Source organism: Pseudomonas shahriarae, assembly GCF_014268455.2.
GTDB classification, from domain to species: Bacteria; Pseudomonadota; Gammaproteobacteria; order Pseudomonadales; family Pseudomonadaceae; genus Aquipseudomonas; species Aquipseudomonas shahriarae.
In genome coordinates, this window is record NZ_CP077085.1 from 556,340 (window position 1) to 571,694 (window position 15,355).

Consider the following 15,355-nt stretch of genomic DNA (forward strand, 5'->3'; position numbering starts at 1 on the left):
GGCACAAGGCGGCAGGGATTGTCTCGGAAACGTCCTGCAATTTAAAGGGACACGCCTTGCTGGCCCTTTACAAACCATGACCAACACTCCCACAGGGGTTATGGGTTGTTCTTAAGACAACAAGTCTCTCAGGACTTGCGCGAAGGCCCGGCTGCTCTCTTCCTCGCCCGCATGATGCCCATCGCGCACCACCCACTGGCCGTTGACCAGCACATCACGCACCTGCCGATCACCCCCGGCAAACAGCCAGCGGTTGAGAATCCCGTCTGCACTGGCCGTCGCCAGGTACGGATCATTGCCGTCCAGCACCAGCCAGTCCGCACGCTTGCCGACTTCCAGGCGGCCAATCGGTTGCCCCAGCGCCTGGGCGCCGCCGTCGAGGGCTGCGTCATACAGGGTGCGGCCGACCATCGGTTGATCGCTGCGATACAGGCGGTTGCGCCGCTGGTCGCGCAGGCGCTGGCCGTATTCCAGCCAGCGCAGTTCTTCAACCACGCTCAATGACACATGGCTGTCCGAACCAATCCCCATGCGCCCGCCCTGGGCCAGGAAATCCACCGCTGGGAAAATCCCGTCGCCCAGGTTGGCCTCAGTGGTCAGGCACAGCCCGGCAATCGCCCGGCTGTTGGCCATCAATGTCACTTCGTCGGAGTTGGCGTGGGTGGCGTGCACCAGGCACCAGCGCTGGTCGACGTTCACATGGTCATACAGCCATTGCAGCGGGCGTTTGCCGCTCCAGGCCAGGCAGTCATCGACTTCCTTTTGCTGTTCGGCGATGTGGATATGCACCGGGCAGCTCTTATCGCTGGCGGCCAATACCGCGCTGATCTGTTGCGGAGTGACTGCGCGCAATGAGTGGAAACACAGGCCCAGTTGCTGCGCCGGTTGCGCGGCCAGGATCGGTTGCAGGCGCGCTTGCAGGTTCAGGTAGTTATCGGTGCTGTTGATAAAGCGGCGCTGGCCGTCGTTCGGCGCCTGGCCGCCAAAGCCCGAGTGGCTGTAGAGCACTGGCAGCAAGGTCAGGCCGATCCCGCTGCTGGCTGCCGCCTGGCTGATCTGGCGCGACAGTTCGGTGGGGTCGGCGTAAGGCTGGCCGCTGATGTCGTGATGCACATAGTGGAACTCGGCGACCGAGGTGTAGCCGGCCTTGAGCATCTCGATATACAGCTGGCGGGCGATGACCTGCAATTGCTCGGGGCTGATCTGGCCGACCATGCGGTACATCAGGTCGCGCCAGGTCCAGAAACTGTCATTGGGGTTGCCGGCGACCTCCGCCAGCCCCGCCATGGCCCGTTGAAACGCGTGGGAATGCAGGTTCGGCATGCCCGGTAACAACGGGCCTCTCAGCCGCTCGGCGCCGTCTGCACTGGCATTGGCCGTCACGTTGGTCAGCAGGCCATCGGCGCTGACTTCAAGCCGTACATCAGTGGCCCATCCATTAGGCAGCAGCGCGCGTTCGGCAAAGAAAGCGGACATGATCAAGGCACCCCGGTCGTGTGTTTATTTGTATATACATATACAGACGTTTGCCTGCTCGGTAAACTCCGGCAATCTATGCATCTTTTCCCCCTGCAAGGATTCCCCGTGCCGACTCCGCCCGCCAAGTCCCCGCTGGCTGCCCACATGGACGAAAGTCCGGCGCCCTTGTATGCCCGCGTCAAGCAGATGATCAGCCAGCAGATTCTCAACGGCAACTGGCCGCCGCACTATCGCGTGCCGTCGGAAAGCGAGTTGGTCAACCAACTGGGCTTTAGCCGCATGACCATCAACCGGGCCCTGCGGGAGCTGACCGCCGAAGGTCTGCTGGTGCGCATGCAAGGCGTCGGCACTTTTGTCGCCGAGCCCAAGAGCCAGTCGGCGCTGTTCGAGGTGCATAACATCGCCGATGAGATCGCCTCCCGTGGCCATCGCCACACCTGCAAGGTGATTACCCTGGGCGAAGAAGCCGCCGGTTCCGAGCGCGCCGTGGCCCTGGAAATGCGTGAAGGCGGGCGGGTGTTCCACTCGCTGATCGTGCACTACGAAAACGATATCCCGGTGCAAATCGAAGACCGTTTCGTCAACGCGTTGGTGGCACCGGAATACCTGCAACAGGATTTCACCCAGCAAACCCCTTACGCCTATCTCAACCAGGTGGCGCCGCTGACCGAGGGCGAGCATGTGGTGGAAGCGATCCTGGCCGACCCGCAGGAATGCAAGCTGCTGCAGATCGAGACCGGCGAGCCGTGCTTGCTGATTCGCCGGCGTACCTGGTCCGGGCGCCAGCCGGTGACTGCCGCACGCCTGATCCACCCCGGTTCCCGCCATAGCCTCGAAGGACGTTTCAGCAAATGAGTGCAGTCAAGGTCTGGCGTGCTGCCGATTACGTACGCATGCCGTGGAAAAACGGCGGCGGCAGCACCGAAGAAATCACCCGTGATGCCGGCCACGGCCTGGAAGGTTTTGGCTGGCGCCTGTCGATTGCCGATATCGGTGAGTCGGGCGGCTTTTCCACGTTTGCCGGGTATCAACGGGTCATCACCGTGATCCAGGGTGCGGGCATGGTGCTGACCGTGGACGGTGAAGAGCAGCGCGGGTTGTTACCGCTGCAACCGTTTGCCTTCAAAGGTGAAAGCCAGGTGGTGTGCCGCCTGATCACCGGGCCGATTCGCGACTTCAACCTGATCTACGCGCCCCAGCGTTACCACGCACGTTTGCAGTGGGTGGATGGGGTGCAGCAGTTTTTCAGTTCCGCGAACACTGTGCTGGTGTTCAGTGTGGCTGATGAGGTGAAGGTGCTGGGCGAAGTGCTGGGCCATCATGATTGTTTGCAGGTGGACGGTAACAGTGGCTTGCTGGATATCAACGTGACAGGCCGCTGCTGCCTGATCGAACTGACCGCATGCGATTAAACCTGTGGGAGCTGGCTTGCCTGCGATTGCGGTGTGTCAGACAAGTGGCTATCGCAGGCAAGCCAGCTCCCACATGGATATGTAGAGGCTGCACAATCTGTTTCCAGGCCCGCACCAAGTTGTTACCGAATGCCCCAGCATGGCGCAATGCCCTGCCTTTGTAGCAATCCTCCAGCGGTTCAAGTCACCCCTTTCAGAAATTTCATAAAGCCTTTAAGCCTTTATTTCCAAGGCTTGCATGCGCCTCGGCAATAAATCTTCATCACGGACTTCCCAAGTTGGCAGTCAGATTGCATATGCTTGTATGTACAAGTAAAGGTGTGTGCATAAGAGTCGCTAAACATCCTCTTCGCACCATCGTGTTCGCGCATCGATTGCTGAGGAGTTTTTTGTGACTGACTTTTCCCAGAACAAGCCTACCAAGTACCGCGACGTTGAAATCCGCGCCGCCCGTGGCAACACGCTCACCGCCAAAAGCTGGCTGACTGAAGCGCCGCTGCGCATGCTGATGAACAACCTCGACCCGCAAGTGGCCGAGAACCCGAAAGAGTTGGTGGTGTACGGCGGTATCGGCCGTGCGGCGCGTAACTGGGAATGCTACGACCAGATCGTCGAAAGCCTGACCAACCTGAACGACGACGAAACCCTGCTGGTGCAATCCGGCAAGCCGGTCGGCGTGTTCAAGACCCACAGCAATGCCCCGCGTGTGCTGATCGCCAACTCCAACCTGGTGCCGCACTGGGCCAGTTGGGAGCATTTCAACGAACTGGATGCCAAGGGCCTGGCCATGTACGGCCAGATGACTGCCGGCAGCTGGATCTACATCGGCAGCCAGGGCATCGTCCAGGGCACCTACGAAACCTTCGTTGAGGCCGGTCGCCAACATTACGACAGCAACCTCAAAGGCCGTTGGGTGCTCACTGCCGGCCTCGGCGGCATGGGCGGCGCCCAACCGCTGGCCGCGACCCTGGCCGGCGCGTGCTCGCTGAACATTGAATGCCAGCAGGTCAGTATCGACTTCCGCTTGAACAGCCGTTATGTCGACGAACAAGCCAGCGACCTCGACGACGCCCTGGCGCGCATCGCCAAGTACACCAAGGAAGGCAAGGCCATCTCCATCGCCCTGCTGGGCAACGCTGCCGAAATCCTCCCGGAACTGGTCAAGCGCGGCGTGCGCCCGGACATGGTCACCGACCAGACCAGCGCCCACGACCCACTCAATGGTTACCTGCCTGCCGGCTGGACCTGGGAGCAGTACCGCGCCCGTGCCAAGACCGAGCCGGCTGCCGTGATCAAGGCCGCCAAACAGTCGATGGCCGTACACGTCAAGGCGATGCTGGACTTCCAGAAGATGGGCGTACCGACCTTCGACTACGGCAACAACATCCGTCAGATGGCGCAGGAAGAAGGCGTGGAAAATGCCTTCGACTTCCCAGGCTTTGTACCGGCCTACATCCGCCCGCTGTTCTGCCGTGGCATAGGCCCGTTCCGTTGGGCGGCACTGTCGGGCGACCCGCAGGACATCTACAAGACCGACGCCAAGGTCAAAGAGCTGATCCCCGACGACGCCCACCTGCACAACTGGCTGGACATGGCCCGCGAGCGCATCAGCTTCCAGGGCCTGCCGGCGCGCATCTGCTGGGTTGGCCTGGGCCAACGCGCCAAGCTCGGCCTGGCATTCAACGAAATGGTACGCAGCGGCGAACTGTCGGCGCCGGTGGTGATCGGCCGCGACCACCTGGACTCCGGCTCGGTGGCCAGCCCCAACCGCGAAACCGAATCCATGCAGGACGGTTCTGATGCCGTGTCCGACTGGCCGCTGCTCAACGCCCTGCTCAACACCGCCAGCGGCGCGACCTGGGTTTCGCTGCACCACGGTGGTGGCGTGGGCATGGGCTTCTCCCAGCACTCCGGCATGGTCATCGTCTGCGACGGCACCGACGAAGCCGCCGAGCGTATTGCCCGCGTGCTGCACAACGACCCGGCCACCGGGGTGATGCGTCATGCTGATGCGGGTTATCAGATCGCGATTGATTGCGCCAAGGAGCAGGGCCTGAACCTGCCAATGATCAAGTAACGCCTGGCTCGGTTCCTGTGGGAGCTGGCTTGCCTGCGATGCGGGCGACTGGGTCTGTCAGGCAGACCACAGTGATGCAATCGCAGGCAAGCCAGCTCCCACATTTGACCTGCTGTGTATTTGAAACATGTTTGAGCCGCACCACCGAAAACAATCCATTAGAGGTTGAACACCCATGGCTGCAAAAGACGCGCGTGCAAGCTCCACCCCGTTGATCGAAAGGCGTTCGATCGACTACATCCCGGAAGCGGAAAGACACGGTCGTCTATTGAGCCAGTTCACCCTGTGGATGGGCGCCAACCTGCAAATCACCGCGATTGTCACCGGGGCCCTGGCCGTGGTGCTGGGCGGTGATGTGTTCTGGTCGTTGATCGGTCTGTTGATCGGTCAACTGCTGGGCGGCGGCGTGATGGCGTTGCATGCGGCGCAAGGGCCCAGGCTTGGCCTGCCGCAGATGATTTCCAGCCGGGTGCAGTTCGGTGTGTATGGCGCAGCCATCCCGATTGTGCTGGTGTGTTTGATGTACCTCGGTTTCACCGCCACCGGGACCGTGCTGTCCGGCCAGGCGCTGGGCCAGTTGTTTGGGGTCAGCGACAGCGTTGGCATTCTGATTTTCGCCAGTGTCATCGTGCTGGTCACGGTGCTCGGTTACCGGGTGATCCATTTCATCGGCCGTGTCGCCAGCGTCATTGGGGTGATTGCCTTTGTCTACCTGTTCAGCCGTCTGATGAGCCAGACCGACGTTGGCGCGCTCCTGAAAATCCGTCACTTCAGCTGGAGCAGCTTCCTGCTCGCGGTGTCGCTCGCGGCCTCCTGGCAAATCGCCTTTGGGCCTTATGTGGCTGACTATTCCCGCTACCTGCCGCGCAACACATCCTCGGTGAAAACCTTTCTGGCCGCAGGCGCAGGTTCGGTCATTGGCGCCCAGGTGGCGATGATCCTCGGCGTGTTTGCCGCTGCGATGTCCAATGGGAAATTTGCCGGTAACGAAGTGGCCTACATCGTAGGTCTGGGCGGCACGGGGGCCACGGCGGCATTGCTGTACTTCAGCATCGCATTCGGCAAGGTCACCATCTCCACGCTGAACTCCTACGGCAGCTTTATGTGCATTGCGACCATCGTCAGCGGCTTTCGTGGGCGCATGGAGGTCACGCGCCTGCAGCGCCTGGTTTTCGTGCTGCTGATCGTCGGTGCGGCGACCCTGATCGCGTTGCTCGGCCAGCACTCGTTCCTCAGTGCGTTCAAGTCCTTCATCCTGTTTTTGCTGGCGTTCTTTACACCCTGGAGCGCGATCAACCTGGTGGACTACTACTGCATCACCCGCGACCGCTATGACGTGCCGGCACTGGCCGATCCGAACGGTCGCTACGGCCGCTGGAACCTGCTGGGTATCAGCGTCTACGTGTTCGGGGTGCTGGTGCAGTTGCCGTTCATCGCCACCAAGTTCTACACCGGCCCCCTGGTGGCCAGCCTGGGCGGGGTGGATATTTCCTGGATCATCGGCCTGGTACTGCCCGCCGCCCTGTATTACGTGTGTGCAAAAAAATGGCACGGCGCAATGCCTGAACGACTGATTTTGCCGATAGAGCAGGGCGCTACAGCTATAGCTACCCCTAAAAACAACGGGCTGATTACACAAGCCTGATGGGACGTGGACAAGGCAGGATGCCTTTTGACTGCCGTAATCCATTTCATGATTGGGAGCGTCACATAATGAGAATGCATAAGATCCTGCTGACCCCATTGCTCGCCGCCGGCCTGTTGGCCAGTGCTGGCGCCACCCAGGCGGCCGGTTGGTGCGAGTCGGGCAAACCGGTGAAGTTCGCCGGCCTGAACTGGGAAAGCGGCATGTTGCTGACCGACGTCCTGCAAGTGGTCCTGGAAAAAGGCTACGACTGCAAAACCGATAGCCTGCCGGGCAATTCCATCACCATGGAAAACGCCCTGGGCAGCAACGATATCCAGATCTTCGCCGAAGAGTGGGTTGGCCGTAGCGAAGTGTGGAACAAGGCCGAGAAGGCCGGCAAGGTCGTGGGTGTCGGTGCCCCTGTGGTCGGTGCGGTTGAAGGCTGGTACGTGCCGCGCTATGTGATCGAAGGCGATGCCAAGCGCAAGCTCGAAGCCAAGGCCCCGGACCTGAAAAACATCGCCGACCTGGCCAAGTATTCTGCGGTGTTCAAGGACCAGGAAGAGCCCGCCAAAGGCCGCTTCTACAACTGCCCGGCCGGCTGGACCTGCGAGCTGGACAACAGCGAAATGCTCAAGAGCTATGGCCTGGAAAGTTCCTACACCAACTTCCGCCCTGGCACCGGCCCGGCGCTGGATGCGGCGGTGCTGTCGAGCTACAAGCGTGGCGAGCCGATCCTGTTCTACTACTGGTCGCCGACGCCGCTGATGGGCCAGGTGGACCTGGTCAAACTCGACGAAAAACCCGGTGTGGATAAACGCGTGACCATCAAGGTCGGCCTGTCCAAGACTTTCTACGAGCAGGCCCCGGAACTGGTGGCGGTGCTGGAGAAGGTCAACCTGCCCATAGACCTGCTCAACCAGAACCTGGCGCGCATGAGCAAAGAGCGCATTGACTCGGCGAAGCTGGCGAAGCTCTTCCTCAAGGAGCACCCGCAGGTATGGCACGCCTGGGTCAGTGAAGACGCAGCCAAGAAAATCGACGCGGCCTTGTAGGCCCAGTGCCCCCGGCTACCCTGAACAGGCAGCCGGGCACCCGGCCACACTCCACTGGATCGAGAGCACGTTATGTTTCCTGAGAGTTTTACGTTTTCCATCGCCGACTGGGTCAACGGTTGGGTCGATGCACTGGTGACCAATTACGGCGATGTGTTCCGGCAGATCTCCGACACCTTGCTGTGGGCCATCGTCAACCTGGAGGGCCTGCTACGCGCGGCACCCTGGTGGCTGATGCTGGCGATAGTCGGCGGCGTTGCCTGGCACGCCACCCGCAAGGTGCTGACCACGGCGGTGATCGTCGGCCTGTTGTTCCTGGTGGGTGCGGTCGGCCTGTGGGACAAGCTGATGCAGACCCTGGCGCTGATGATGGTGGCCACGGTGATCTCGGTGCTGATCGGCATTCCCCTGGGCATTCTCTCGGCGCGCAGCAATCGCCTGCGCTCGGTGTTGATGCCGCTGCTGGACATCATGCAGACCATGCCCAGCTTCGTGTACCTGATCCCGGTATTGATGCTGTTTGGCCTGGGCAAGGTGCCGGCGATTTTCGCCACGGTGATCTACGCCGCGCCGCCACTGATTCGCCTGACCGACCTGGGCATTCGCCAGGTGGACCGGGAAGTGATGGAAGCCATCAATGCCTTCGGCGCCAACCGCTGGCAGCAACTGTTTGGCGTGCAACTGCCGCTGGCCCTGCCGAGCATCATGGCCGGGATCAACCAGACCACCATGATGGCCCTGTCAATGGTGGTGATCGCCTCGATGATCGGCGCCCGTGGCTTGGGTGAAGATGTATTGGTGGGCATCCAGACCCTTAACGTCGGGCGCGGCCTGGAGGCTGGCCTGGCGATTGTGATTCTCGCAGTGGTCATCGACCGCATTACCCAGGCCTATGGTCGTCCACGGCATGAGGCGAGCAAATGACTACTGTCAGCAAGATCGAAGTGAAAAACGTATTCAAGATTTTCGGTGCGCGTGAGCAGGAAGCCCTGGCGCTTATTGGCCAAGGCCAGACCAAGGACCAGGTGCTGGCACAGACCGGTTGTGTGGTGGGCGTGAATGACCTGTCCCTGAGCATCGGCACCGGCGAGATCTTTGTGATCATGGGCCTGTCGGGCTCCGGCAAGTCCACCCTGGTGCGCCATTTCAACCGCCTGATCGACCCCACCAGCGGCGCGATCCTGGTGGACGGCGAAGACATCCTGCAACTGGATATGGAAGCCCTGCGCCAGTTCCGCCGGCACAAGATCAGCATGGTGTTCCAGAGCTTCGGCCTGCTGCCCCACAAGAGCGTGCTGGACAACGTCGCCTATGGCCTGAAAGTGCGCGGTGAAACCAAGCAAGTGTGCACCGAGCGTGCATTGCACTGGATCGAAACCGTGGGCCTGAAGGGCTACGAAAGCAAATACCCGCACCAGTTGTCGGGCGGCATGCGCCAGCGCGTGGGCCTGGCCCGGGCCCTGGCGGCCGACACCGACATCATCCTGATGGACGAGGCGTTCAGCGCCCTTGACCCACTGATCCGCGCCGAGATGCAGGACCAGTTGCTGGAGCTGCAAAAGACCCTGCACAAGACCATCGTGTTTATCACCCACGACCTGGATGAGGCCGTGCGCATCGGTAACCGCATCGCGATCCTCAAGGACGGCAAGCTGATCCAGGTCGGCACGCCGCGGGAGATCTTGCATTCGCCGGCGGATGAGTATGTGGACCGGTTTGTTCAGCGGCGGGCGGCGGTGGTCTGAGCCGGGGTTTGTGGTGAGTCGGCTGGCCTCTTCGCGAGCAAGCCCGCTCCCACAGGGGAACGCATTCCAAGTGTGGGAGCGGGCTTGCTCGCGAAGAGGCCGGCAAGGCTGCAAAAGAATTGAAGAAGGTATGAAGATGTCCCAGGCTAAAAAAATCGTCATCGCCGACACCCCCCTGCACTGGCAGGACGTGGTTGCCGTCGCGCGCTTCGGCGCCGAGCTGGAGCTGTCGGGCCCGGCCTGGGCGCGGATCGACAATGCCCAGGCCATCGTGCAACGCATCGTCACCAGCGGCGAGCGGGCCTATGGCGTCAACACCGGCCTGGGCGCCTTGTGCAATGTGTCGCTCAAGGGCGAGCAACTGAGTCAACTGTCGCGCAACACCTTGCTCAGCCACGCCTGTGGTGTGGGAGCGCCGCTGAGTGATGAACAGACCCGCGCGATCATCTGCGCGGCCATCATCAACTTCAGCCAGGGCAAGTCCGGCCTGCATCCGCAGGTGGTGCATTCGCTGCTGGCGCTGCTCAACCATGGCATCACCCCGCACGTGCCGTCCCAGGGCTCGGTGGGCTACCTGACCCACATGGCCCATATCGGCATTGCCCTGCTGGGAGTGGGAAATGTCAGCTATCGCGGCCAGATTGTGACGGCCGAGGCGGCGCTGGCCGCCGAAGGCTTGCAGCCGGTGGTGCTCGGCGCCAAGGACGGCCTGTGCCTGGTCAATGGCACACCATGCATGAGTGGCCTGAGCTGCCTGGCCCTGGCCGATGCCCACCACTTGCTGCAATGGGCCGATGTGATCGGCGCCATGAGTTTTGAAGCACAACGCGGGCAGATCGATGCCTTCGATGAGCAGATCATCGCCCTCAAGCCACACCCCGGCATGCAGCAGGTCGGCAGTAACCTGCGGGCCTTGCTCGAGGGCAGCGAGGTGATTGCCGCCAGCCGTGGCATTCGTACCCAGGACGCGCTGAGCATCCGTTCGATCCCCCAGGTCCACGGCGCCGCCCGCGATCAGCTGGAGCACGCGACCCGGCAGATCGAAACCGAACTCAACGGTGCCACCGACAACCCACTGCTGCTGGGCACGCCGGACAACTACCGCGTGGTGTCCCAGGCCAACCCCCACGGCCAGTCCGTGGCGCTGGCGGCGGATATGCTGGCCATCGCCATGGCGGAAATCGGCTCCATCGCCGAGCGCCGTCTGGACCGCCTGATCAACCCCCACGTTAGCGGCTTGCCGGCATTCCTGGTGAGCAACCCGGGGGTCAACTCGGGGATGATGATCGTGCAGTACGTCGCCGCTTCCCTCTGTGGGCAGAATCGCCAACTGGCGCAGCCGGCAGTGCTCGATAACTTCGTCACCTCGGGCCTGCAGGAAGATCACCTGAGCATGGGCACCAACGCCGCGCTCAAGCTGCACTCAGTGTTGGCAAACCTCACCCAGATCCTCGCCATCGAATACCTGCTGGCGGCCCAGGCCTTTGAGTTCCTCAAGGCACAAGGCTTCGGCGCCGGCACCCACACCGCCTGGCGCCTGCTGCGCGAGCACGTCCCGGCCTATGAACAGGACCGTTGGTTGGCGCCGGACATCGCGACCACGGCGGCGCTGCTCAAGAACACCGATTTGTTGAACCACGCTTTACCGAATTTGCACTGAACCCTATTTCAAAAGGAGCATGAATGTGACTGCGCTAAATCTGATTCCAGGCCAACTGACCCTTGCCCAACTGCGGGCCATCTACCAGCAGCCGGTAACCCTCAGCCTGGATGACAGCGCCTCGGCGCAGATCGAAGCCAGCGTGGCCTGTGTCGAGCAGATTCTCGCCGAGAACCGCACCGCCTATGGCATCAACACCGGTTTCGGCCTGCTGGCCTCGACCCGTATCGCCAGCGAAGACCTGGAAAACCTCCAGCGTTCCCTGGTGTTGTCCCACGCGGCCGGCGTCGGCGAGCCGATCAGCGATGCGCTGGTGCGTTTGGTGATGGTGCTCAAGGTCAACAGCCTGAGCCGCGGTTTCTCCGGGATTCGCCGCCAGGTGATCGACGCGCTGATCGCCCTGATCAACGCCGAGGTCTACCCGCATATCCCACTCAAGGGCTCGGTGGGCGCGTCCGGTGACTTGGCGCCGCTGGCCCATATGTCCCTGGTACTGCTGGGCGAAGGCAAGGCCCGTTACAAAGGTGAGTGGCTGGAGGCGACCGAAGCGCTGAAAGTCGCCGGTCTCACGCCGCTGACCCTGGCTGCCAAGGAAGGCCTGGCGCTGCTCAACGGCACCCAGGTCTCCACGGCCTACGCCCTGCGCGGCTTGTTCGAAGGCGAAGACCTGTTCGCCGCCGCCATCGCCTGTGGCGGCCTGACCGTGGAAGCGGTGCTGGGCTCGCGCTCGCCGTTCGACGCGCGCATCCATGCGGCCCGTGGCCAGCGTGGGCAGATCGACTCGGCCGCCGCCTATCGCGACCTGCTCGGTGAAAGCAGCCAGGTGTCCCAGTCCCACCAGAACTGCGACAAAGTGCAAGACCCGTACTCCCTGCGCTGCCAGCCGCAAGTCATGGGCGCCTGCCTGACCCAGTTCCGCCAGGCGGCCGAAGTGTTGGTGGTCGAAGCCAACGCGGTATCGGATAACCCGCTGGTATTCGCCGCCGAAGGCGATGTGATCTCCGGCGGTAACTTTCACGCCGAACCGGTGGCGATGGCCGCCGACAACATGGCCCTGGCCATCGCTGAAATCGGCTCCCTGAGCGAGCGCCGTATCTCGTTGATGATGGACAAGCACATGTCGCAATTGCCGCCGTTCCTGGTGGGCAATGGCGGGGTCAACTCCGGTTTCATGATTGCCCAGGTGACGGCAGCGGCGTTGGCCAGCGAGAACAAGGCGTTGTCCCATCCCCATAGCGTCGACAGCCTGCCGACGTCGGCCAACCAGGAAGACCACGTGTCGATGGCGCCGGCTGCCGGCAAGCGCCTGTGGGAAATGGCTGAAAATACCCGTGGGGTGCTCGCAGTGGAATGGCTGGCCGCCTGCCAGGGCCTCGACCTGCGCGATGGCCTGAAAACCTCGCCCAAGCTGGAAAAGGCCCGTGGGATCCTGCGCGCCAAAGTGGGCTTCTATGACAAGGACCGCTTCTTCGCCCCGGATATCAACGCCGCCAGCGAACTGTTGGCCAGCCGCTGCCTGAACGAGTTGGTGCCAGCCAAGCTGCTGCCGAGCCTGTAAGCCGCACACCGATCCTGTGTGGGAGCTGACTCCCGCATGGGGTCGCCCATAGGTTCGGATTCTCTCTGGATAACAATAATTAGGGACGAGAAATGCACCAGCAAGCACAAGGTCTCAAACGCGGACTGACCGCCCGCCATATTCGCTTCATGGCACTGGGGTCGGCGATCGGCACCGGGCTGTTCTACGGTTCTGCCTCGGCGATCCAAATGGCCGGCCCGGCGGTGTTGCTGGCCTACCTGATCGGCGGCGCCGCCGTGTTTATGGTGATGCGCGCCCTCGGCGAAATGGCCGTGCACAATCCAGTGTCCGGCTCGTTCGGCCAATACGCCAGCACTTACCTGGGCCCGATGGCCGGTTTTATCCTCGGTTGGACCTACGCTTTTGAAATGATCATCGTCTGCCTGGCGGACGTCACCGCCTTCGGCATCTACATGGGCTTCTGGTTTCCCGAGGTCGCACGCTGGGTCTGGGTGCTCGGCATCGTCCTACTGATCGGCGGGCTGAACCTGTGCAACGTCAAGGTGTTCGGCGAAATGGAGTTCTGGCTGTCGTTGCTCAAGGTCGGCGCGATTGTCGCGATGATCCTTGGCGGGTTCGGCATCATGCTGTTTGGCGTGCATTCGTCGGCTGACGCACCGGCCAGCGGGTTGAGCAACCTGTGGGCCCACGGTGGCTTCATGCCCAATGGCCTGGGCGGCCTGATCGCCTCGTTTGCGGTGGTGATGTTTGCCTTTGGCGGCATCGAGATCATCGGCATCACTGCCGGTGAAGCCAAGGACCCGCAACGGGTGATCCCCAAGGCGATCAACGCGGTACCGCTGCGCATCCTGCTGTTCTACGTGCTGACCCTGTTCGTGTTGATGGCCATCTACCCGTGGCCGCAGATCGGCAGCCAGGGCAGCCCATTCGTGCAGATCTTCAGCAACCTGGGGATTGGCTCGGCGGCGACCATCCTCAATATCGTGGTGATTTCGGCGGCCGTCTCGGCCATCAACAGTGACATCTTCGGCGCCGGCCGCATGATGTACGGCCTGGCCCAGCAAGGGCAGGCGCCCAAGGGCTTTGCGCAACTGTCGCGCCACGGTGTGCCGTGGATGACCGTGGTGGTGATGGGCGCAGCGCTGCTGGGCGGCGTGGTGTTGAACTACCTGATCCCGGAAAACGTGTTCCTGGTGATTGCCTCGATTGCCACTTTCGCTACCGTGTGGGTGTGGCTGATGATCCTGGTCACGCAGGTGGCGATGCGCCGCTCGATGACCAAGGCGCAGATCGCCGAACTGAAATTCCCGGTACCGTTCTGGCCCTATGCGCCGGCGGCGGCCATTGTGTTCATGCTGTTTATTTTTGGTGTGCTGGGCTACTTCCCGGACACCCAGGCCGCGCTGCTGGTGGGCGCCGTATGGATCGTGTTGCTGGTCCTCGCCTACCTGCTGTGGGTCAAGCCCGCAGCCGGGCAAGCGGCCAAGGTCAATTACGACCCGGCTTTGTCTCACCGATAACTTAGGGAGGCGTTGATGAAAACGCTTTGGCAACACTGTCACATCGCAACCATGGCCCGGGGCGAGTACTCGATCATCGAGGATGGCGCCATGGTCACCGCCGGTTCGCTGATCGAGTGGATCGGCCCACGTGCCGAGCTGCCGCCTGGCGACTACGCGCAGACCCATGACTTGCAAGGGGCGTGGGTCACGCCGGGGCTGATCGACTGCCATACCCACACGGTATTTGGCGGCAACCGCAGCGGCGAATTCGAGCAGCGCCTGCAAGGCGTGAGCTACGCCGAGATCGCGGCGGCCGGCGGCGGCATTGCCAGCACCGTACGCGCCACGCGTGCGGCGACCGAGGACGAGCTGTTCGACAGCAGCCGCAAGCGCCTGCGCAGTTTGCTGCGCGATGGCGTGACCACGGTGGAGATCAAGTCCGGCTACGGCCTGGATCTGGCCAACGAGCGCAAGATGCTGCGGGTGGCCCGGCGCCTGGGCCAGGAGTTGCCCGTCAGCGTGCGCGCCACGTGCCTGGCGGCCCATGCGTTGCCGCCGGAGTACAAGGATCGCGCCGACGACTACATCGAGCACATCTGCAACGAGATGCTGCCGACCCTGGCAGCAGAAGGGTTGGTGGATGCGGTGGATGCGTTCTGCGAATACCTGGCGTTTTCCACCGAGCAGGTAGAGCGCGTGTTCAAGGTCGCGCAGCGCTTGGGGTTGCCGGTAAAGTTGCACGCCGAGCAACTGTCGTCGCTGCACGGCTCCAGCCTGGCGGCGCGGTATCAGGCGCTGTCGGCGGATCACCTGGAGTTCATGACCGAAGAAGACGCCATCGCCATGGCCGCCGCCGGCACCGTCGCCGTGTTGCTACCGGGCGCGTTTTACTTTTTGCGCGAAACCCAGTTGCCGCCGATGGACGCCTTGCGCAAGCACGGGGTGAAGATCGCCATTGCCAGCGACCTCAACCCCGGCACCTCGCCGGCCTTGTCCGTGCGGCTGATGCTGAACATGGCCTGCACCTTGTTCCGCATGACCCCGGAAGAAACCCTGGCCGGTGTTACCCGGCATGCCGCCACGGCGTTGGGCATGGGCGACACCCATGGCTCGCTGGAAGTGGGCAAGGTCGCGGATTTTGTCGCCTGGCAGATCGACCGCCCCGCCGACCTGGCCTACTGGCTGGGTGGCGAGTTGGATAAACGCGTCGTGCGCCATGGCGTCGACGTCGATGTGTAAGGTTGCCTTTGTGAGTAAG

12 protein-coding genes are annotated in these 15,355 nt (G+C 62.3%); 11 read left to right on the forward strand and 1 reads right to left on the reverse strand.

Translation table 11 applies throughout. The features are described from left to right. Positions 1-111: 111 nt before the first annotated feature. Positions 112-1,476, reverse strand: a complete 1,365-nt coding sequence (locus HU773_RS02490; protein ID WP_057958047.1) for a formimidoylglutamate deiminase — start codon at positions 1,474-1,476, stop codon at positions 112-114. Between the two features lie 78 nt (positions 1,477-1,554). Between HU773_RS02490 and hutC the strand changes: the two genes are divergently transcribed. From hutC to hutI, 11 genes are all read left to right on the forward strand, one after another. Next, positions 1,555-2,334 carry a histidine utilization transcriptional repressor HutC gene (gene hutC, locus HU773_RS02495; protein WP_169959940.1) on the forward strand — a complete coding sequence of 260 codons (780 nt, stop codon included), beginning with the start codon at positions 1,555-1,557 and terminating at the stop codon, positions 2,332-2,334. Then, the gene (locus HU773_RS02500; RefSeq protein WP_186625117.1) at positions 2,331-2,891 is read left to right on the forward strand and encodes a HutD/Ves family protein; all 561 of its coding nucleotides are present in this window, start codon (positions 2,331-2,333) and stop codon (positions 2,889-2,891) included. The genes hutC and HU773_RS02500 overlap by 4 nt, the downstream gene beginning before the upstream one ends. A gap of 391 nt (positions 2,892-3,282) precedes the next feature. After that, on the forward strand, positions 3,283-4,968 hold the full coding sequence (hutU, locus tag HU773_RS02505) for a urocanate hydratase (RefSeq protein ID WP_057437164.1): 1,686 nt from the start codon (positions 3,283-3,285) through the stop codon (positions 4,966-4,968). Between the two features lie 175 nt (positions 4,969-5,143). Then, positions 5,144-6,613, forward strand: a complete 1,470-nt coding sequence (locus tag HU773_RS02510; RefSeq protein ID WP_186625118.1) for a purine-cytosine permease family protein — start codon at positions 5,144-5,146, stop codon at positions 6,611-6,613. Between the two features lie 68 nt (positions 6,614-6,681). Then, on the forward strand, positions 6,682-7,650 hold the full coding sequence (locus HU773_RS02515; protein WP_186625119.1) for an ABC transporter substrate-binding protein: 969 nt from the start codon (positions 6,682-6,684) through the stop codon (positions 7,648-7,650). A 72-nt stretch (positions 7,651-7,722) separates the two neighbouring features. Then, entirely contained in the window at positions 7,723-8,574 is an 852-nt protein-coding gene (locus HU773_RS02520) for an ABC transporter permease (protein WP_057437170.1), read from the forward strand. Then, the gene (locus HU773_RS02525; RefSeq protein WP_115127186.1) at positions 8,571-9,395 is read left to right on the forward strand and encodes a quaternary amine ABC transporter ATP-binding protein; all 825 of its coding nucleotides are present in this window, start codon (positions 8,571-8,573) and stop codon (positions 9,393-9,395) included. Before HU773_RS02520 ends, HU773_RS02525 begins: the two co-directional genes overlap by 4 nt. 136 nt (positions 9,396-9,531) lie before the next feature. Continuing rightward, on the forward strand, positions 9,532-11,055 hold the full coding sequence (locus tag HU773_RS02530) for an HAL/PAL/TAL family ammonia-lyase (RefSeq protein ID WP_057958073.1): 1,524 nt from the start codon (positions 9,532-9,534) through the stop codon (positions 11,053-11,055). Between the two features lie 19 nt (positions 11,056-11,074). Continuing rightward, positions 11,075-12,613: a histidine ammonia-lyase gene (gene hutH / locus HU773_RS02535; protein ID WP_115127187.1), complete on the forward strand. Its 1,539-nt coding sequence runs from the start codon at positions 11,075-11,077 to the stop codon at positions 12,611-12,613. A gap of 92 nt (positions 12,614-12,705) precedes the next feature. Continuing rightward, complete coding sequence (locus tag HU773_RS02540) at positions 12,706-14,115, forward strand: amino acid permease (protein WP_169989255.1); 1,410 nt, start codon at positions 12,706-12,708, stop codon at positions 14,113-14,115. Between the two features lie 15 nt (positions 14,116-14,130). Next, entirely contained in the window at positions 14,131-15,336 is a 1,206-nt protein-coding gene (hutI, locus tag HU773_RS02545; RefSeq protein WP_186625121.1) for an imidazolonepropionase, read from the forward strand. The last annotated feature ends 19 nt before the right edge of the window (positions 15,337-15,355 follow it).

Excerpts from the sequence above, each read along its gene's own strand:
- hutH (WP_115127187.1), top strand. The coding sequence starts at position 11,075 with ATGAATGTGACTGCGCTAAATCTGATTCCAGGCCAACTGACCCTTGCC.
- hutC (WP_169959940.1), top strand. The coding sequence starts at position 1,555 with ATGCATCTTTTCCCCCTGCAAGGATTCCCCGTGCCGACTCCGCCCGCC.
- HU773_RS02500 (WP_186625117.1), top strand. The coding sequence starts at position 2,331 with ATGAGTGCAGTCAAGGTCTGGCGTGCTGCCGATTACGTACGCATGCCG.
- hutI (WP_186625121.1), top strand. The coding sequence starts at position 14,131 with ATGAAAACGCTTTGGCAACACTGTCACATCGCAACCATGGCCCGGGGC.
- HU773_RS02515 (WP_186625119.1), top strand. The coding sequence starts at position 6,682 with ATGAGAATGCATAAGATCCTGCTGACCCCATTGCTCGCCGCCGGCCTG.
- HU773_RS02520 (WP_057437170.1), top strand. The coding sequence starts at position 7,723 with ATGTTTCCTGAGAGTTTTACGTTTTCCATCGCCGACTGGGTCAACGGT.
- HU773_RS02525 (WP_115127186.1), top strand. The coding sequence starts at position 8,571 with ATGACTACTGTCAGCAAGATCGAAGTGAAAAACGTATTCAAGATTTTC.
- HU773_RS02540 (WP_169989255.1), top strand. The coding sequence starts at position 12,706 with ATGCACCAGCAAGCACAAGGTCTCAAACGCGGACTGACCGCCCGCCAT.
- HU773_RS02490 (WP_057958047.1), bottom strand. The coding sequence starts at position 1,476 with ATGTCCGCTTTCTTTGCCGAACGCGCGCTGCTGCCTAATGGATGGGCC.
- HU773_RS02510 (WP_186625118.1), top strand. The coding sequence starts at position 5,144 with ATGGCTGCAAAAGACGCGCGTGCAAGCTCCACCCCGTTGATCGAAAGG.
- HU773_RS02530 (WP_057958073.1), top strand. The coding sequence starts at position 9,532 with ATGTCCCAGGCTAAAAAAATCGTCATCGCCGACACCCCCCTGCACTGG.